This window comes from Jhaorihella thermophila (genome assembly GCF_900108275.1).
GTDB lineage: Bacteria > Pseudomonadota > Alphaproteobacteria > Rhodobacterales > Rhodobacteraceae > Jhaorihella > Jhaorihella thermophila.
Window position 1 is genome coordinate 1 of record NZ_FNVD01000002.1, and the last position, 18,118, is coordinate 18,118.

An 18,118-nucleotide genomic window follows, 5' to 3' on the forward strand; every position below is an offset into this window, starting at 1 on the left:
CCGCAAGCGCCCCCATTCCGCCCTTGGCGGCAAACCCCCAGCCGTGGTCTACTGGCTGAGAAAAGACGAAACCCAACCCGGTCAGCAGGAGCAAAGAGTAGCTTAAATCAAGCCGGAAACTGTCCAGACATTGGGGAGTAGCTCACACACCACCGCGGGCTGAAGTCACGCGGCTACCTTCCCGGCCCGCCGGTGATGGATCCCCAAGGCGGCGTAGTGTCTGAACACTCCATGGCCACCCTGCAAAGGTGGATGCGCGACGCCGTGGACACCTGACCGATCCGCGGCCCCGCCCTTGTTCCGCGCGTGACCTGCTTCTGCCTTCTTTCTGGTCAAAAATACCCCGGGGGAGCGCGAGGGGGCAGAGCCCCCTCGCCTCGCGCCCGGCCATGCCCCCACCGCAGCAACCCGGTTCCCTTTGAGGGAAATCCCCATTACGATCCCCGAAAATGCCGAAATGAGACCTGATCGCAGCAAAACCGAACACCGGACCGGAATGCACCGCGATCCTGCACCGAACGGGGTCCGAACATGACGGATTACGCTCTATTCTATTGGCCCGTTCCCTTCCGCGGCCACTTCGTCCGCTACGTTCTCGCCTACGCCGGGGCGGCCTGGGAGGAACCGGATACCGAGGCGCTTCTGGCGATCAAGTCCGCCCCGGTGGCCGACCAGCCGGCGCCGATGATGGCGCCGCCCATGCTGCATGACCTTCGTGCGGGCCTCTGGCTGTCGCAACTGTCGGCAATCCTGATGCATCTGGGGGAACGGCATGATCTCCTGCCGCCCGATGCCGCGGCCCGGACGCTGACGCTCAAACTGATCTGCGACGCCGGTGACGTGCTCGAAGAAGTGACCCGCAACTGCGGCGCGCAGATGTGGACGCCCGCCACCTGGGCCGACTTCACCGCCGACCGCCTGCCGCGCTGGATGGAGATCTTCGAGGAAACCGGCCGCCGGCATGGCCTTGAACCACAGGGCGGCCACATCCTCGGCACCGACCGGCCGTCGCTGGCCGACCTCGCCGCCGCCGCGCTGTGGCACACGATGGCCGACAAGCTGCCGCCGCTGGCCCCGATGCTGGACCGGCACGCGCCCGCCATTGCCGGGCTTTGCGCGCGCATTGCCAGCCAGCCCTCCATCGCGGAGATGCGCGCCGAATGGGACCGGTCCCACGGTGACGTCTGGTGCGGCGGACGGATCGAAGCCTCCCTGCGCGCCGTGCTGGGCTGCTGAAACCACCAAGACGGGGGAAAGTGACCGATGAGCCTTTTTGACGAAGACCTGTTCCTCAAGGGCCTCGAGGCCCGCAAGGCCACGCTGGGCGCGGAATATGTCGAGAAGAACCTCGCCGCCGCGGACGATTTCAACCGCCCCTTCCAGGAGGCGATGACAGCGTGGTGCTGGGGGTTCGGCTGGGGCGACGACACGATCCCGCCCAAAACGCGTTCGATGATGAACCTTGCCATGCTGGGGGCGCTGGACAAGATGCACGAATGGGAAATCCACTGCCGCGGCGCGCTGAACAACGGCGTCACCAGGGAAGAGATCCGCGCCATCATCCATGTGGTGGCGATCTATTGCGGCGTGCCGCAGGCGCTGGAATGTTTCCGCGCCGCGCGCAAGGTGCTGACCGAAGAGGGCCTGCTTTAGACGCGCCAGGCCCGCCGCGCCACAGCCGCACCGCTACCAGGCGTCCACATATCCTTGCCCCGGCGCCCCCGGACCGGCGGCGGCCAGCACGCGGTCGATCGCCGCGCGGGTTTCGGCGGGGTCGATCACCGCGTCGAATTCCAGCACGCTGGCCGCGTTCAGCGCCTTGCCGCGCTCGTAAAGCGTATCGACCAGCCGGCGATATTCGGCCTCGCGCGCCTCGGGATCGGCAATGCCGGCGAGGTGATCGCGAAACCCCAGCCGCACCGCACCTTCGAGCCCCATCGCGCCGAGCTCGCCCGTGGGCCAGGCACAGCAGAAATGCGGCCGATCCAGCCCGCCGCCGGCCATCGCCATCGCGCCCAGACCATAGGCCTTGCGCAGGATCACCGTCACCAGCGGCTGCGAGAAATGCGCCCCCGCCAGGAACAGGCGCGACACATGCGCCACCTGCCCGGTGCGCTCGGTTTCCGGCCCGACCATGAAGCCGGGCGTGTCGCACAGTGTCACCACCGGCAGCCCCCAGGCATCGCAAAGCTGCAGGAACCGCGCGCCCTTGTCAGCGGCCGGGGCGTCGATCGCGCCACCCAGATGCAGCGGGTTGTTGGCCATCAGCCCCACCGCGCGGCCCGCGATCCGGGCAAATGCCGTGATCATGCCGGTGCCGAAACCCCGCCGCAGCTCGATCAGGCTGCCTGCGTCCACCAGCGCGGCGATCGCATCGCGCATGTCATAGGCGCGCGTGCGATCCGCCGGCACGACCTGACGCAGTTTCTCCGCCGCGCCCCGCCCCGCCTGATACGCTTCGGGCAGGGCCAGCAGCGCCTTCGCCGCTGCAACCACGGCGGCCTCGTCCTCGGTCAGCAGGTCTATCACGCCGGTTTCCTCCTGCACCTCGGACGGGCCGATCTCGGTCGCCTCCACGACGCCCAGCCCGCCGCCCTCGATCATCGCGGGGCCGCCCATGCCGATCCAGCTGTCGCGGGTGGCGATGCGCAGATCGCAGACCCCGAAGATCGCCGCGTTCCCGGCAAAGCAATATCCCGCCGCGATACCGATCGTCGGTCCGCGATGGGCAGCCAGCTGGCGAAAGGTGGGGACGTTCAGCCCGGCCACCATGAGCTCGGCCACGTCATGGTCGTTGGGCCGACCACCGCCGCCTTCGGCAAAGACCACGATGGGCAGGCGATCGCGGCCGGCGACCTCGATCAGCCGGTCCATCTTGCGATGATGGTAAAAGCCCTGCGTGCCCGCCAACACGGTGTAGTCCACCGCCATCGCCGCGACGGGGCGCCCGCCGACCGTTCCGATGCCGCAGATGATGCCGTCGGCCGGCGTTCGGGCCCGCAGATCCTGAAGCGGGTGTTTGCTGCGCTGCGCGGCGACCGCCAGCGCGCCGTATTCGGTGAAGCTGCCCACGTCGAACAGATCGGCGATGTTCTCGCGCGCCGTGCGGAACCCCTTGGCGTGGCGGCGGGCCACGGCTTCGGGACGGGCGGCGTCCTCGAGCAGTGCCATCCGCGCCCGGAACTCGTCGAACTGGGGGCGGGTTTCCTCTTGCGCCCGCGCGCCGGTGCCGGCGACCTCGGCCGCATCCAGCGTCACCAGTGCCTGTCCCGCCGACAGCTCGTCGCCCGCCGACACATGCACCGCGCGGACGATCCCATCGTGCGGGGCGCAGATCTCGTGGCGCATCTTCATCAGCTCGGTGACGACCAGCGGCGCGCCCTTTGCCACCTCGTCCCCCGGCTGGACGCGGATCTCGGCCACGACGGCCACGCTCTCGCCCCGGATGATCGCCATGCCTTTCCTCCCGTTGCGACCCTTCGGGCTGGAACTGTAGGCAAGGGATCGCGCCGCGAACAGCGCGACGCGGCGTTCACCTGAGGCTCCGAGGGTTCGGCCGTTCCGTTTCTGCGACGCGGCGGAAATTCTGCGAGCGCGATATTGGCTTGCAGAGGGCGGCGCAATTTAATACCCGATGGAGCGGAAAAATCGCAATTTCATTACCGAAAGGTGCCGCAGATGAGCTTTCGCATCCAGCCCACGCCCCCGGCGCGTCCCAACCGCTGCCAGTTGTTCGGCCCCGGGTCGAACACCAGACTGTTCGAGAAGATGGCCGCCAGCGCGGCGGACGTGATCAACCTCGATCTGGAGGATTCGGTTGCGCCGTCGGACAAGGATGTCGCCCGCGCCAACGTGATCCAGGCGATCAACGAGGTGGACTGGGGCAACAAGTATCTTTCGGTGCGGATCAACGGGCTGGACACACCCTATTGGTATCGCGACGTGGTGGAGGTGTTGGAGCAGGCGGGCGACCGGCTGGACCAGATCATGATCCCCAAGGTGGGCTGCGCGGCAGATGTCTATGCGGTGGACGCGCTGGTGACGGCAGTTGAGCGCGCCGTTGGCCGGACCAAGCCGATTTCGCTGGAGGTTATCATCGAATCGGCCGCGGGCATCGCCCATGTCGAGGAGATCGCGGCCTCGTCCCCCCGGTTGCAGGCGATGAGTCTGGGGGCAGCGGATTTCGCGGCCTCGATGGGGATGCAGACCACCGGCATCGGCGGCACGCAGGAAAACTACTACATGCTGCATGACGGCGCCAAATACTGGTCGGATCCCTGGCACTGGGCGCAGGCCGCGATCGTGGCCGCCTGCCGGACCCATGGCATCCTGCCGGTGGATGGGCCGTTCGGCGATTTTTCGGATGACGAGGGCTATATCGCACAGGCGAAACGGTCTGCGACGCTGGGCATGGTCGGCAAATGGGCGATCCATCCCAAGCAGATCGCGCTGGCCAACCAGGTGTTCACGCCATCGGAGGAGCAGGTGCGGGAGGCCCGCGAGATCCTGGCGGCGATGGAAGAGGCCAAGGCCAAGGGCGAAGGCGCGACCGTCTACAAGGGGCGCCTGGTGGACATCGCCAGCATCAAGCAGGCCGAGGTGATCGTGCGGCAGGCGGAGATGATCGCCGGCTGATCGAGGGCGGAGGAGTCCGCAAGATGAGGCCCGCGCGCTGCGCGGGCCGCCGTTTTTCAGCCGCCCGCCCCTGACCGGGGCGGGCGGCGGTGCCTCCGGCGGGGGTATTTTCGACCAGAAAGAAGCAGGATCAGGCGCGCGGGTGGGCCCGGTCGTAGGTTTCCATCAGGCGGGCGGTGTCCACTGCCGTATAGGCCTGGGTAGTGGACAGCGAAGCGTGGCCCAGAAGTTCCTGGATCGCGCGCAGGTCGCCACCGGCCGAGAGCAGGTGGGTGGCGAAGCTGTGGCGCAGGGCGTGCGGCGTGGCGGTCGATGGCAGGCCGAGCTGGGCGCGGGTTCGAGCCATCACCTTTTGTATGATGCGCGGGCTGAGCGCGCCGCCACGCACGCCGCGGAACAGGGGCGCGGCGGGTTCCTTCGGGTGCGGGCAGAGGTCCAGGTAGGCGTCCACCGCCGAGCGTGCCGCGTCGAGCACCGGCACCACGCGTTCCTTGCCGCCCTTGCCGGTGATGCGCAGGCTGCGGCCGAGCGGCGCGTCCGCGCCCCTGAGTCCGAGCGCCTCGGAGATGCGCAGGCCACAACCGTAGAGCAGCGTGACTACCGCCACGTCGCGGGCGGCGACCCAAGGTTCCTGCGACTGGTGTTCGACCGTTTCAATCACCTTTTTCGCGGCATCCTCGGCCAGCGGACGTGGCAGCTTGCGGCGGAATTTCGGCGCGCGGGTGGAAAGGACGGCGGTGGGCTCGAAGCCTTCGCGCTCGGCCAGCCAGCGGTAGAAGCTTTTCACCGCCGAAAGTTTGCGCGCGAGCGACCGCGCGCTGAGCCCCATGCCGCGCATATGGGCCATCCAGGCGCGCATGTCGGCCACGCCGATCCGTTCCAGCGCGGCCAGCCCCTGCGGCGCGCCGTGATGTTCGGTCATGAAGGCGAGAAACTCGGCCACGTCGCCGCGATAGGCGGTGATCGTGTTCTCCGACGCGCCGGCCAGCGCCCGCTGCCCGTCCAGCCACAGCTGCAGGGCGTCGCGGGCGGCGGGCGAGATCAGCGTCACGACAGCCAGTGGCGCATCGAGCGTTCGAACACGCCCCCGAAGAAGGCCAGGAGATCGGTGCCCAGCTGCGGCGTAAACTGGTGGGGATCCTCCGATCCCATCAGCAGAAGCCCCGGCAGGCGGCCTTCGCCCAGGTCGAGCTTGAGGCAGGCCTCGGAACGGATCCAGTCCGCGGTTTCGCCATAGATCGCCTCGGGCGCGCCGTTGATCTGACGCAGAGTGACCTGGCGGGCTGGCCCGCCGCGGCCCTGCGTGACGTAGTCGTCGATGAAACCGGGTTTCTCCACCGCCAGCACACCCCCAAGACGCCGGACGCTGTCGTCGGGGCCTTGCGCGGATTCCAGCACCAGCCGAACCGCTTCCACGCGCAGGATCGCGGCGACTTCGCCGTCGAGATCGCGCAGGAAGGTTTCGAATTCCAGCGGATCCAGCATCCGCAGGATCGCGCGGTGGATCTGGTTGGTGCCGGAGAGGTTTTCGTAAGCCGCCGCGATCACGCTGCGGTGGGTGTCCTCGAGCCGGTCAAGCCGCGCCTCCAGTCGCTCCATCGCGACACCGCGCAGGTCGATGATGTTGCCGCCCATCGACTTTTCGTTGGCGGCGATCAGCGCGTGCATCACATCCTTGTCGTCCAGCACCACCTCGGGGGCTGTGAGGATCGCCTTGCGCAAGGTTTCGTCCAGTTTCGGGCTGCTGCTCATGGGGCCTCTGTCGTGTTTTTTATGGTCTTATAACACGCGATTGCGACAGGTGTGCCCTGAAATTTCGGAAATTTCCGGCTGCGGCGCGAAATCCACGCCCGCCGCGCGCCAAGATGCGGCGGGTGGCCCGCGCATACCCGCAAGCCTGCGTTCAGAGAATCTTTTGCCCGGTCTTTTCCCAGTCGGCCATGAAAGCGGCGAGCCCCTTGTCCGTCAGCGGATGGTTGGCCATGGCCTTGATGACGGCAGGCGGCGCGGTGATCACGTCGGCGCCGATCCGCGCGCTTTCCGCGATGTGGTTCACGCTGCGGATCGAAGCGGCCAGCACCTGCGTGTCAAAGCCGTAATTGTCATAGACCTGACGGATGTCCGCGATCAGCTCCATCCCGTCGAGGTTGATGTCGTCGAGCCGTCCGATAAAGGGCGAAATGAACGTCGCCCCGGCCTTGGCCGCAAGAATCGCCTGGTTGACCGAAAAGCACAGTGTGACGTTCACCATGCGGCCTTCGCCGGTCAGCGCCTTGCAGGCCTTGAGCCCGTCCCAGGTCAGCGGCACCTTGACCGCGATATTGGGCGCGATCTCGGCCAGCTTGCGGCCCTCGGCGATCATCGCGTCGGCTTGCGTTGCCACCACCTCGGCCGAAACCGGGCCGTCGATCAGGTCGCAGATCTCTTTCGTGACCTCGAGAATGTCGCGGCCCGACTTCAGGATCAGCGAGGGGTTAGTGGTCACGCCGTCCACCATGCCCAGCTCGTTCAGTTCGGCGATGGCGTCGATCTCGGCTGTGTCGACAAAGAATTTCATAGCGCGCGTCCTTTGATGGGTTGGCCTTGGTCGGGCTTGGCTTTACCTCATGGAACAGGCGGTGGAAACCCCGCAGACGCATGCGGGTTAACGCTAACGGAACGCGACGGGAAAGGGCGGACGATCGGTGGCCGCAGAGCGGGATTTCTTTGACGAGGGCGAACTGGTTGCGGTTCTGACGACCCAGCCGCTGGACCGCACGCTGGATTACCGCGCGCCCGAGGGCGGCTGTTTTTTGGGTGCCTTTGTCGAGGTTCCGTTGGGCCCGCGCAGCGTTTTGGGGGTCGTCTGGGGACCGGGCAAGGGCGATTTCGACCTCTCCAGGGTTCGGCAGGTGATCCGCGTGCTGGATGCCGCGCCGATGCGCGAGGAAATGCGCGTCTTTCTGGCCCGCGCCGCCGACTACACGTTGACGCCGCTGCCGGCGATGCTGCGGCTGGCGACCCGCGCGCCGGGGCTGGGCGACCCGCCGTCGATGCGCAAGGTCTACCGGCTGGGCGAAGCGCGCCCCGACAGGATGACGGATGCGCGCCGCCGCGTGCTCGAGGTGCTGGAGGAATATGGCGGCCTTGCCTTCACCCTGCGCGAACTGTCCGAACAGGCCGGCGTGACCGCGTCGGTGGTCAAGGGACTGGTGAAGCTGGGCGCGGTGCGCGAGGAACGGACCCCGCGCGATCTGCCCTTTCCGCAACTCGACCCCGACCGGCCCGGCAAGACCCTGACCGGGGACCAGAAACGGGCAGCCGATGCCTTGCGGGCGGGCCTGCACAGCGGCGGCTACGGCACGACCCTGCTTCGGGGGGTCACCGGATCGGGCAAGACCGAGGTCTATCTCGAGGCGGTCGCCGAGTGCCTGGCGATGGGCCGGCAGGCGCTGGTGCTGCTGCCGGAAATCGCGCTGACGGCCGAATTCCTGACCCGCGTCGAGCACCGTTTCGGCGCGCGCCCGGCCGAGTGGCATTCCGGCGTCACCATGACCGAACGCCGCCGCATCTGGCGCATGGTGGGCCGGGGTGGCGCGCAGCTGGTGGTGGGCGCACGCTCGGCGCTGTTCCTGCCGTTCCGTGACCTCGGCCTCATTATCGTGGACGAGGAACATGATACCTCCTACAAGCAAGAGGATGGCGTGCTCTACAACGCCCGCGACATGGCGGTTCTGCGCGCCTCGATCTGCGGGGCGCGGGTGGTGCTGGCCAGCGCCACGCCCAGCCTGGAAAGCTGGGCCAACGCGCAGGCGGGCAAATACGAACGGCTCGAACTCACCGACCGGTTCGGCGATTCGATGCTGCCAGAGATGCGCGCCATCGACATGCGCGCCGAACGGATGCAGCCCGGCACCTGGATCTCGCCCACCCTGCGGCAGGCGGTCGAGGACCGGCTGGGCAAGGGCGAACAGGCGCTGTTGTTCATCAACCGCCGCGGCTATGCGCCGGTGACCCTGTGCCGCGCCTGCGGGCAGCAGATCGGCTGCGATCATTGCGACGCGCGGATGGTCGAGCACCGCTTTCTGAAACGGCTGATGTGCCACCAGTGCGGAGAGACGAAACCGATCCCCGACACCTGCCCCTCCTGCGGGGTCGAAGGGCGGTTGGCCCCGGTCGGCCCCGGCATCGAACGCCTGGCAGAGGAAGCCGCCGCCGCCTTTCCCGAGGCCCGCCTCGCGGTGCTCAGCTCCGACCTTTTCGGCTCGGCGCGGGCACTGAAGGAAAAGATCGCCGAAATCGCACAAGGCTCGGCCGACATCGTGATCGGCACCCAACTCGTCGCCAAGGGACACAACTTTCCCCGGCTCACGCTGGTCGGCGCGATCGACGCAGATCTCGGCCTGCAAGGGTCGGACCTGCGCGCGGCCGAGCGCACCTTTCAACTGATGCGCCAGGTCGCCGGCCGCGCCGGCCGGGCCGACAGGCCGGGCCTTGCCCTGCTCCAGACCCACCAGCCCGAACACCCGGTGATCCGGGCGATCCTGTCGGGCGACGAAGAAGGCTTCTGGCAGGCCGAGGCCGCCAGCCGCCAGGCCGCGGGCGTCCCACCCTTCGGACGGCTGGCGGGCATCATCCTGTCGGGCGGCGATTCCGCCGCAGTGTTCGACCTCGGCAATGCGCTGGCCCGTAACGACGCGCCCCTGCGCGAGATCGGCGCGCAGGTGTTCGGCCCCGCCCCCGCCCCGATCGCCCGCATACGCGGCCGCCACCGCGTGCGCTTGCTGGTCAAGGCCGCCAGGGGCGCGCCGCTGCAAGCAGCCATCGCCCGCTGGATCGCGCCCGTTAAGCTCACCGGCGACCTGCGCCTTGCCGTCGATATCGACCCGCAAAGTTTTTACTGATCCGGTCCCTTCATCTTGCTCCAAATACTCCCGCCGGAGGCTCCCGCACCCTCCGCGCACGCAATCATTTGCCATCGCGCACGATTTCGGCCATCACTGGCCCCATGTCACCGCAGATGAAAGCGCTCGCCGTTCACCTCTTCACCGCCACCGGCGCGGTCTTCGCCATGCTGGCCATGCTGGCGGCCGCCGATTACGAGTGGAGCCTCATGTTTCTCTGGCTCGTGGCGGCCTTCTTCGTGGACGGCATCGACGGCCCGCTCGCGCGGCGCTACCACGTCAAGCGGTTCGCGCCGGAATTCGACGGGATCCTGCTGGATCTCATCATCGACTATCTGAGCTATGTGTTCATCCCCGCCTTCGCGCTGTTCAAATCGGGCCTGATGGCGGGCTGGACCGGCTGGGTCGCGATCATCGTCATCACCTTTGCCAGCGCGATGTATTTCGCCGACACGAGGATGAAGACCAGGGACAATTCCTTTTCCGGCTTTCCCGGCTGCTGGAACATGGTGATCCTGGTGATCTTCGCGCTGAAGCCCAGCTTCTGGATCATTCTCGCACTGGTCACGGTGCTGGCGGTTGCCATGTTCACGCCGCTGAAATTCATCCACCCCGTGCGCACCGAACGCTGGCGCGCAATCAGCCTGCCGGTGGCGCTGGCCTGGACCGCCTTCGCCGGCTGGGCGGCCTGGGTGGATTTCTACCCCGACAGCTGGGCGCATTGGGGACTGGTGGTGACCAGCCTATACCTGCTGTTCGCCGGCATCGCCCAACAGCTCATCCCGCCGAAACGCGATCAGAGCACGTCCTGAATCTCGTATTCCTTGCCGGCATGGGTAAAGGTATCGCCCGCGCCCAGCCCCTCCATCGCCTTGTAGATCGGGCTTTGCGTCGAAATCCCCATGAAGGCGCGGCCGTCCACGTCGAATTTCTCGGTCGAAACCGCCACCACGAAATTCAACCCGTCCAAAATCACCGCCGCGCCCGGCTGCACCGTATCCTTGAGCGAAAAGTCCATGTTTTCGATCACGTCGATCTTGGCGTGATGGGCCAGAACCGGACCGTCGAAGGCCGCCGCGAGATCGGCATTCTCGCGCGAGGCCGCGACCTCGTCCTTGTCCACCGTCTCGGTGCGGTCAAGCTGCGATTCCCGCAAAAACTCCTCATGGTGGGCCTTGGCCAACTCCAGCGCCTCGGTTTCCACCTGCATCAGACGATCGCGGATCATTTGCTTGTAGGCGGCGCGGTCCTGCACAACGCTCATTTGCCTGTCCTTTCCTGTCTACGGAATCAACGTGATGCGCGTTCGCGCGAATTACAAGCCACGCCTTGCCACGGACACGCGCTGTGACGCCGCCGCGCAACGCCTGCTCGCCTATAGCCGCGTCAGGATCACCCCCGATACGATCAAGCCGGCGGCAACGGCCTTGGTCCGGTCCATGCGGTCGCCGAACGCCAGCCAGCCGATCAGCACGGCAAAAAGGATCGAGGTCTCGCGCAGCGCCGTTACCAGCGCGATCGGCGCCTGGGTCATTGCCCAGACCACCACGGCATAGGCCGCGTAGGACGCCGCCGCCGCGACCAGCCCCATGCCCCATGTCCGCCCGTCGGCGCGCAGAATGTGGCTGCCCTTCAGCCCGATCACCACCGGCGTGTAGAACACCGCCGACAGGATCAGCAGCCAGCCCACATAGGTCGCCGGATCGCCCGAAATCCGCGCCCCCGTGCCATCGACCAGCGAATACCCCGCCGTCGCCACCGCCGAGCCCAGCGCATAGGGCACCAGCCGCCGCGATTCCCCTTGCACGAGCGCCCCCAGCGACATCGCGATGATGCCCAGCCCCAGAACGAAAATCCCGGCAAATTCCACCGGCGTCACCACATCGGCCAGCAGGAACACGCCCACAAGCGTCACCATCATCGGCGCCGCCCCCCGGGCAATGGGATAGACCCGGCTCAGATCGCCCTGTTCATAGGCGTAGGCGAGAAACAGCTGATAGGCCATGTGGATCGCGCCCGATCCGATCAGCCAGGGCCAGACCTCGAGCGCCGGCACGGGCCGCGTTGCCACCACCAGCGCCCCGATCGCCGCGTGGCCAAGCGTCAGGATCAGCATCGACGTCTGCTTGCTGGCGCCGGTCTTGATCAGCGCATTCCAGCCTGCGTGCAGCAACGCGGCACCAAGAACGGCAAGCAGGACGAAGGGGGACATGGCGGCCTCGCAACGGCGAACGATCCGGGCGACGGAACACGCAACCAGGCGGCAAAGTCAATCCCCGGCACGCCCCCCTGACGCACGGGAAAAAGGCGCCCGCAAGGGGCGCCTTCCCTTCACGCACCGTCCCGCGCGTCAGCCGGCCAGCGCCTCTTCGCAGCGCCCGCAGACGCCTGGATGCGAATGCGTGCCCACATCCGGCAGGTATTTCCAGCAGCGCTGGCATTTCTCGCCGGTCGCCTTTTCGAACACCACCCCGACCCCCGGCACCTCGGGCAGACGGAAGGCTTCGTTCGGGCTGGGATCGCCGCTCAGCACCAGCCCCGAGGTGATGCAAAGATCGTCCATCGGCAGAGTGCGCAGGATCTCCAGCACCTGCGCATCCTCGACATGCACCACCGGTGCCGCCTCGAGGCTCGATCCGATCACCTTGTCGCGCCGCTGCACCTCGAGCGCGGCCGTGACAACGCGCCGCACCCGGCGCACCCGCGCCACCGTGTCGGCCAGCGCATCGTCGCGCCAATCCGCCGGGGTTTCGGGGAAATCCACCAGATGCACCGAGCTCTCCTCGCCCGGATAACGCTCCAGCCAGACCTCCTCCATGGTGAAGACCAGGATCGGCGCGAGCCATGTGGTCAGCCGGTGAAACAGCAGATCCAGCACCGTCCGCGCCGACCGCCGCCGCAGCGTGTCGCCGTCGCAATAGAGCGCGTCCTTGCGGATGTCGAAATAGAAGGCGCTGAGATCCACGGTGCAGAAGTTGAACAGTGCCTGGAACACGCCCTGAAAATCGTATTTCGCGTAGCCCTCGCGCACGACCTCGTCCAGTTCGGCCAGCCGATGCAGCACCCAGCGTTCCAGCGGCGGCATGTCCTTCGCCTCGGTCCGGTCGGATTCGGTGAAGTCCGCCAGCGACCCCAGCATGAAGCGCATGGTGTTGCGCAGGCGACGATAGCTGTCGGCCACGCCCTTCAGGATCTCGGGGCCGATCCGCAGATCTGCGGTGTAATCCGACTGCGCCACCCACAGCCGCAGGATGTCCGCCCCGTATTGCTTGATCACCTGATCGGGCGCCACGGTATTGCCCAGCGATTTGGACATCTTCATGCCCTTCTCGTCCAGCGTGAAACCGTGGGTCAGCACCCCGCGATAGGGCGCGCGCCCCTTGGTGCCGCAGGCCTGCAGCAGCGACGAATGAAACCAGCCGCGGTGCTGGTCGGTGCCCTCGAGGTAAAGGTCGGCGATCCCGTCGGGACTGCCGTCCGGCCGGTCGCGCAGCACGAAGGCATGGGTGGAACCGGAATCGAACCACACGTCGAGGATGTCGAACACCTGTTCATAGTCGTCAGGATCGACGATCCCGGACAGGAACCGCTCCTTGGCGCCGTCCTTGTACCAGGCATCCGCGCCCTCGGCCTCGAAGGCCTCGAGGATGCGGGCGTTGACCTCTTCGTTGCGCAACAGGAAATCCTCGTCCTGCGGCTGCGCGCCCTTCCTGGTGAAACAGGTCAGCGGCACACCCCAGGCGCGCTGGCGGCTCAGCACCCAGTCAGGCCGGCTCTCGATCATCGAATAGAGCCGGTTGCGCCCCGATTGCGGGGTGAAGGTCACAAGCCTGTCGATGCTGTTGAGCGCGCGTTCCCGGATCGTGCGGCCGAACTCGTCCTGCCCGTCGCCCACGGTCTTGTCGATCGCGGCGAACCACTGCGGCGTGTTGCGAAAGATCAGCGGCGCCTTGGACCGCCAGGAATGCGGATAGGAATGTTTCACCTTGCCCCGCGCGATCAGCGCGCCGACCTCGGCCAGCTTGTCGATGACGCGCTTGTTGGCGTCCTTTTCGCGGCCCTTCTCGTCCATGATCCGCGCGCCCCCGAACAGCGGCAGATCAGCGCGGAAGGATCCGTCCTCGGTCACGTTGTAGGTCATCGGCAGCCCGTGCCGCACCCCCAGCACATAGTCATCCGCCCCGTGGCTGGGCGCGGTATGGACGAAACCGGTGCCGGCCTCGTCGGTGACATGCTCGCCGGGCAGCAGGGGCACGTCATAGTCCCACTCGCCTTCGCCCCCCTCGACCCCGCGGAACGGATGGGCACAGACCAGCAGGTCGAGCTGCTCGGCGCTCACGTCCCGCAGCCGCTTCCAGCCGGTCACGCGGGCGGCGTTGAACACCTCCTCGGCCAGCTTGTCCGACAGCAGATACTTGTCGCCCACCCTGGCCCAGTTGTCCTCGGGCGCCTCGGTGACCTCGTAGAGGCCATAGGACAGCTCGGGATTGAAGGCGACAGCCCGGTTGGACGGGATGGTCCAAGGCGTGGTGGTCCAGATCACCACGTTGACGCCCAGCAGTTCCGACCGCGCCCCGGTCTTTTCCACCGCGCGCACCACCGGAAACTTGACCCAGATCGTGTGGCTGGTGTGGTCGTGATACTCCACCTCCGCTTCGGCCAGCGCGGTCTTTTCCACCGGCGACCACATCACCGGCTTGGAACCCTGGTAGAGCGTGCCGTTCATCAGGAATTTCATGAATTCCTCGGCGATCACCCGCTCGGCGTGGAAATCCATGGTCAGATAGGGATCGTCCCACTTGCCGGTCACGCCCAGCCGCTTGAACTCCTCGCGCTGGACGTCGATCCACCCTTCGGCGAACTTGCGGCATTCCTGGCGCAGCTCGATCACCGGCACCTCGTCCTTGGACTTGCCGCGGGCGCGATACTGCTCCTCGATCTTCCACTCGATCGGCAGGCCGTGACAATCCCAGCCGGGGACATAGCGCGCGTCGAACCCCAGCATCTGGTGGCTGCGCACCACCATGTCCTTGAGCACCTTGTTCAGCGCGTGCCCGATATGCAGATGCCCGTTTGCGTAAGGAGGGCCGTCATGCAGGATCCAAGGCTTGCGCTCCTCGCCCTTCGCGCGTTCGCGCAGGCGATCGTAGATTCCGATCTTCTCCCAGCGCTCCAGCCAGCCGGGCTCGCGCTTCGGCAGGCCCGCGCGCATGGGAAAGTCGGTTCGCGGCAGGTTCAGTGTGTCCTTGTAGTCAGGCATATCGGCGCACATCTCGAGCGTCCTTCAGGGTATCGAATGTCAGGGGATCGGGTCGAACAGGGTCGGTGCGATGTCTCAAGCACCTTTGCCCGGCGTCTCTGGCAATCAGAGCGCCGGGTAAGTAATTCGAATGATGATAAGGCATCCTCGGCTCATGGCGCGGGTTATAGGCCCAGCCGCAACCGGGGTAAAGTGGACAGTTCCGCCGCACCCGCGCGCACCCCGCCCCTCTCCGGTCCCTCTTCTTTCTGGTCGCAAATACCCCGGGGGAGCGCGAGGGGGCAGCGCCCCCTCGCCCCGGTCGGATCGCGCCAGCGATCCGAAATCCCGCACCGCCGCCCTGTCGCGACCGACGCTCAGACCAATTCGCGGACCTGCAACCCGAAAACGCGGTCACGCCCGCGTATCACGATTTGCGCCCCGGCCCGGCACCATGCCGCCCAGCGCCCGCCCGACAATAGCGCGCACCGACGGCCGATGCCGGGCCGAAAACGGCAGCGGCCGGCAGACCTCCATCGCCGCCACACCAACCCGCGCGCTGAGCGCGCCATTGACCAGCCCCTCGCCGAAGCGGCGCGACAGCTTCGACAGAATCGACCCGCCCAGAACCGGCTCCAACAGGTCATCCCCGGCCGCCACGGCGCCCGTCGCCACCAGATGCGCGAACACCGCCCGCATCAGCCGCCAACTTCCAAGAAATCCGGACCGCCCGCCGTAGATCTCGGCCACGCGGCGGATCATGCGCAGACTGGCGGTCAGTGCCGCCGCCACATCCGCCAAGGCCAGCGGCACCAGAGCGGTCACCGTGGCCACCTGCCGCGCGGCCGCCTCGACCTCGCGCAGCGCAAGGGCGTCCAAGGGCGCCAGCAATTCACCCTCGGCCAGCTCCAGAACCGCATCCGCATCGAACTGATCCGCCAGCCGCTCGGTCAGCCGCTCGCTGTGCCACCGCGTCTCCTCGCGCCCGCGATAGAAGGCAACCAGACGCGCCGCGACCGCCCGCGCCTCGTCGAGATCGCCCGACGCCGCGGCTTCGCTCGCCGCCCGTCGCAGGCCGTCGATCCGCGACAGCCGCCCGATCGCGGCGATCTCGCGCGCTGTCAGCGCCAGCACGACCAGCAGCAGCGCGGCGAACAGCCCCGCGACGACCCAGCCCAGCAGCGGCATCCGCTCCAGCAGACCCGTGACGAAATCCCACGCCGCAACCGAGACCACCACCGAAACCACGCCAGCCGTCAGCCCCCAGAACCAGCGCGCCAGACGCGACGACCGCCGGCCCACCGCCCGCGCCGCCGACTGCATCGCCGTGCCTTGGGGCATGTGCCCGACATCGGGCACGGGCGGCGCCTCGGCCACGTTCGGTGCATCCTCACCCGCCTTCTCGGGCTCATCGAACAGGATCGGCCCCTGAGTCATGTCCGGCCCTCCCGGCTCCATTCATAGCAGATGCGGGGTAGCCCCTCGTCCAGATCGGCCCCGTCCATCCGCCCGGTCAAGACGAAATGATGCCGTTCGTAGAACCGGCGCGCGCCCGCGTTGGGCTCGTGGACGTGCAGCACCAGCCGCCGCGCCCGGGCCTTGGCAAAGTTCAGCAACACCCGGCCGATACCTGCACCCCGGCTTTCCTCGGCGACATAGAGCCCGCAGATCTCTTCGCCGTCCCGCATCAGAAAGCCAGCGACGCGCCCGTCCTCCTCGGCCACGGTGACCCAACCACGGTCGATCATCGCGCCGCAATAGGCGATGTATTCGACGCCCGACAGTTGCGGCGGCATCCAGTCGGTCGCCTCCTGGAACCGGTGCAGGATCTCTCCGATCCGGCCCGCGTCGGTCGGGCGGGCGGGGCGCAGCTCGACGGTCACAGCCGGTCTCCGATCAGGAACTGGGCGGCGCGGTCCAACCGGATATGCGGCGGCCCCTCGCCCGGCCTCAGGGTCAGCGGCGCGGGCGCGAAGGACATGAACCGGTAATCGGCATCCAGCCATGACTCGGCCCCCTCGCGCGCCGGCGCCAACAGGCGCGCGGGATCCTCGGGCAGCTCGCCGGGATAGAATGCGGCGGTTCTGCCCGCGGTCCCGTCGTCGTTCAGCAGCCGCCCGCGCACGCAGGGCAGGTCGCGCCCGTTGTGGGGGCGCATCTCTTCGGTCGTGGCGCGCAGGGCAGCGATGGCCATGGCGGCGGTTTCGGCGCCGGCGAATTGCGCCCGGTCGCGGGCCTCGCGGATCAGCGCCTCCATGATCGCGGTCAGGCGGGGATGCTGGACATGGTGCAGGTGATCGGCCTTGGTGGCGGCAAACAGGATCTTCTCGACCCGCTTGCCGCGCAAGAGCCGGGTCAGCAACACGTTCCGGCCGGGACGAAAGGCCGACAGGATCTCGGCCAGCGCCCGGCGCATGTCCTCGACCGCCTGCGGGCCGGCATGGATGGCGCCCAGCGCGTCCACCAGCACCACCTGCCGGTCGATCCGGGCGAAATGGTCGCGGAAGAAGGGTTTGACCACCGCGCGCTTGTAGGCGTCAAAGCGGCGCTCCATCTCGCGGTGCAGGCTGCCGCGACGGGATGGCCCGGCCACCGACAGCGGCGCAAAGGTCAGCGCGGGCGAACCCTCCAGATCCCCCGGCAACAGGAACCGCCCCGGCGTGCAGTCGTGAAACCCCTCGGTGCGCGCCCTGCGCAGACAGGCGGTGAAGCGCCGCGCCAGATCCTGCGCCAGCGGCTCGTCATGGGGAGCCTCGGGATCGACGCCCCGCACGCGCGCCACGAAATCCCGCGCCGTGTCCCGCCCTTCGATCCGGGCCATCGTGTCGGCGGCCCAGCGGTCGTAATTCTGATCCAGCAGCGCCAGGTCCAGCAGCCATTCGCCGGGATAGTCCACGATATCCAGATGGACCGTGCGCGGCCCCTGCAACCCTGCCAACAGACCGGCGGGACGCACGCGGAAGGACAGGCGCAATTCGCTGATCGCGCGGGTGCTGTCGGGCCAGCGCGGGTCGGGTCCGGTCAGCGCGGCCAGGTTCGATTCGTAGTCGAAGCGCGGCACGGTGTCGTCGGGCTGGGGCTGCAGGAACGCCGCCTCGATCCGCGCGTCGCGTTCGGCGGCGAGCCCCGGCATCCGGCCCCGGTCCAGCAGGTTGGCAACCAGCGAGGTGATGAACACCGTCTTGCCCGATCGCGCAAGCCCCGTCACCCCCAGGCGGATCACCGGCTCGAACAGCGCCTCGGAGATCCGGTCGCCCGCGCCTTCCACGCCGCGCATCAGGCCATCGGCTATCTGGGATATGACCACTGTGCTGCCCCGCCTCGTCCTGTTTCCCCCAAGATAGGCGCCCCCGGCCCACCT

General features: G+C 67.5%; 15 protein-coding genes. 5 read left to right on the forward strand and 10 right to left on the reverse strand.

The annotated features are described in order from the left end of the window. Nucleotides 1–531: 531 nt before the first annotated feature. A complete protein-coding gene (locus C4S70_RS03265) occupies nt 532–1,236 on the forward strand; it encodes a glutathione S-transferase (RefSeq protein WP_104006694.1) in 705 nt (234 codons plus the stop codon). Between the two features lie 27 nt (nt 1,237–1,263). Continuing rightward, nucleotides 1,264–1,653, forward strand: coding sequence for a carboxymuconolactone decarboxylase family protein (locus tag C4S70_RS03270; protein WP_104006695.1), 390 nt, complete (start codon nt 1,264–1,266; stop codon nt 1,651–1,653). A 33-nt stretch (nt 1,654–1,686) separates the two neighbouring features. On the opposite strand, the gene C4S70_RS03275 is transcribed toward C4S70_RS03270, so the two are convergent. After that, entirely contained in the window at nt 1,687–3,456 is a 1,770-nt protein-coding gene (locus C4S70_RS03275; RefSeq protein ID WP_104006696.1) for a carboxyl transferase domain-containing protein, read from the reverse strand. Between the two features lie 222 nt (nt 3,457–3,678). On the opposite strand from C4S70_RS03275, the gene C4S70_RS03280 reads away from it, so the two are divergent. Further along, a complete protein-coding gene (locus tag C4S70_RS03280; RefSeq protein WP_104006697.1) occupies nt 3,679–4,635 on the forward strand; it encodes an L-malyl-CoA/beta-methylmalyl-CoA lyase in 957 nt (318 codons plus the stop codon). 130 nt (nt 4,636–4,765) lie between these two features. Here C4S70_RS03280 and C4S70_RS03285 read toward each other — a convergent pair whose 3' ends face one another. The 3 genes from C4S70_RS03285 to fsa all read right to left on the reverse strand — a co-directional run bounded on the left by C4S70_RS03285 (nt 4,766) and on the right by fsa (nt 7,192). Further along, nucleotides 4,766–5,686 carry a tyrosine recombinase XerC gene (locus C4S70_RS03285; protein ID WP_104006698.1) on the reverse strand — a complete coding sequence of 307 codons (921 nt, stop codon included), beginning with the start codon at nt 5,684–5,686 and terminating at the stop codon, nt 4,766–4,768. Beyond that, nucleotides 5,683–6,387, reverse strand: coding sequence for a DUF484 family protein (locus C4S70_RS03290; protein ID WP_104006699.1), 705 nt, complete (start codon nt 6,385–6,387; stop codon nt 5,683–5,685). The genes C4S70_RS03285 and C4S70_RS03290 overlap by 4 nt, the downstream gene beginning before the upstream one ends. Nucleotides 6,388–6,538: 151 nt before the next feature. Continuing rightward, nucleotides 6,539–7,192, reverse strand: a complete 654-nt coding sequence (gene fsa, locus C4S70_RS03295) for a fructose-6-phosphate aldolase (RefSeq protein ID WP_104006700.1) — start codon at nt 7,190–7,192, stop codon at nt 6,539–6,541. A 127-nt stretch (nt 7,193–7,319) separates the two neighbouring features. Between fsa and C4S70_RS03300 the strand changes: the two genes are divergently transcribed. Together C4S70_RS03300 and C4S70_RS03305 are read left to right on the forward strand one after the other, a co-directional pair. Next, nucleotides 7,320–9,518, forward strand: a complete 2,199-nt coding sequence (locus C4S70_RS03300; protein WP_104006701.1) for a primosomal protein N' — start codon at nt 7,320–7,322, stop codon at nt 9,516–9,518. Between the two features lie 104 nt (nt 9,519–9,622). Next, nucleotides 9,623–10,330, forward strand: a complete 708-nt coding sequence (locus tag C4S70_RS03305) for a CDP-alcohol phosphatidyltransferase family protein (RefSeq protein WP_104006702.1) — start codon at nt 9,623–9,625, stop codon at nt 10,328–10,330. Here the strand turns inward: C4S70_RS03305 and C4S70_RS03310 are convergent. The 6 genes from C4S70_RS03310 to C4S70_RS03335 form a co-directional block, all read right to left on the reverse strand. Then, nucleotides 10,315–10,782, reverse strand: a complete 468-nt coding sequence (locus C4S70_RS03310) for a hypothetical protein (RefSeq protein WP_104006703.1) — start codon at nt 10,780–10,782, stop codon at nt 10,315–10,317. The two genes, C4S70_RS03305 and C4S70_RS03310, sit on opposite strands and share 16 nt — an antisense overlap. Nucleotides 10,783–10,893: 111 nt before the next feature. Next, nucleotides 10,894–11,730, reverse strand: coding sequence for an EamA family transporter (locus C4S70_RS03315; protein WP_104006704.1), 837 nt, complete (start codon nt 11,728–11,730; stop codon nt 10,894–10,896). A 138-nt stretch (nt 11,731–11,868) separates the two neighbouring features. Continuing rightward, nucleotides 11,869–14,790 (reverse strand): isoleucine--tRNA ligase, encoded by a 2,922-nt coding sequence (ileS, locus tag C4S70_RS03320; protein WP_104006705.1) that lies wholly within the window; start codon nt 14,788–14,790, stop codon nt 11,869–11,871. A 381-nt stretch (nt 14,791–15,171) separates the two neighbouring features. After that, nucleotides 15,172–16,194, reverse strand: a complete 1,023-nt coding sequence (locus C4S70_RS03325; protein WP_104006955.1) for a YcjF family protein — start codon at nt 16,192–16,194, stop codon at nt 15,172–15,174. After that, nucleotides 16,191–16,640, reverse strand: a complete 450-nt coding sequence (locus C4S70_RS03330; RefSeq protein ID WP_104006706.1) for a GNAT family N-acetyltransferase — start codon at nt 16,638–16,640, stop codon at nt 16,191–16,193. Before C4S70_RS03330 ends, C4S70_RS03325 begins: the two co-directional genes overlap by 4 nt. Continuing rightward, a complete protein-coding gene (locus tag C4S70_RS03335; RefSeq protein WP_104006707.1) occupies nt 16,637–18,064 on the reverse strand; it encodes a YcjX family GTP-binding protein in 1,428 nt (475 codons plus the stop codon). Before C4S70_RS03335 ends, C4S70_RS03330 begins: the two co-directional genes overlap by 4 nt. Nucleotides 18,065–18,118: the final 54 nt, after the last annotated feature.

Excerpts from the sequence above, each read along its gene's own strand:
- C4S70_RS03275 (WP_104006696.1), bottom strand. The coding sequence starts at position 3,456 with ATGGCGATCATCCGGGGCGAGAGCGTGGCCGTCGTGGCCGAGATCCGC.
- fsa (WP_104006700.1), bottom strand. The coding sequence starts at position 7,192 with ATGAAATTCTTTGTCGACACAGCCGAGATCGACGCCATCGCCGAACTG.
- C4S70_RS03315 (WP_104006704.1), bottom strand. The coding sequence starts at position 11,730 with ATGTCCCCCTTCGTCCTGCTTGCCGTTCTTGGTGCCGCGTTGCTGCAC.
- C4S70_RS03325 (WP_104006955.1), bottom strand. The coding sequence starts at position 16,194 with ATGACTCAGGGGCCGATCCTGTTCGATGAGCCCGAGAAGGCGGGTGAG.
- C4S70_RS03305 (WP_104006702.1), top strand. The coding sequence starts at position 9,623 with ATGTCACCGCAGATGAAAGCGCTCGCCGTTCACCTCTTCACCGCCACC.
- C4S70_RS03290 (WP_104006699.1), bottom strand. The coding sequence starts at position 6,387 with ATGAGCAGCAGCCCGAAACTGGACGAAACCTTGCGCAAGGCGATCCTC.
- C4S70_RS03265 (WP_104006694.1), top strand. The coding sequence starts at position 532 with ATGACGGATTACGCTCTATTCTATTGGCCCGTTCCCTTCCGCGGCCAC.
- ileS (WP_104006705.1), bottom strand. The coding sequence starts at position 14,790 with ATGTGCGCCGATATGCCTGACTACAAGGACACACTGAACCTGCCGCGA.
- C4S70_RS03280 (WP_104006697.1), top strand. The coding sequence starts at position 3,679 with ATGAGCTTTCGCATCCAGCCCACGCCCCCGGCGCGTCCCAACCGCTGC.
- C4S70_RS03310 (WP_104006703.1), bottom strand. The coding sequence starts at position 10,782 with ATGAGCGTTGTGCAGGACCGCGCCGCCTACAAGCAAATGATCCGCGAT.
- C4S70_RS03270 (WP_104006695.1), top strand. The coding sequence starts at position 1,264 with ATGAGCCTTTTTGACGAAGACCTGTTCCTCAAGGGCCTCGAGGCCCGC.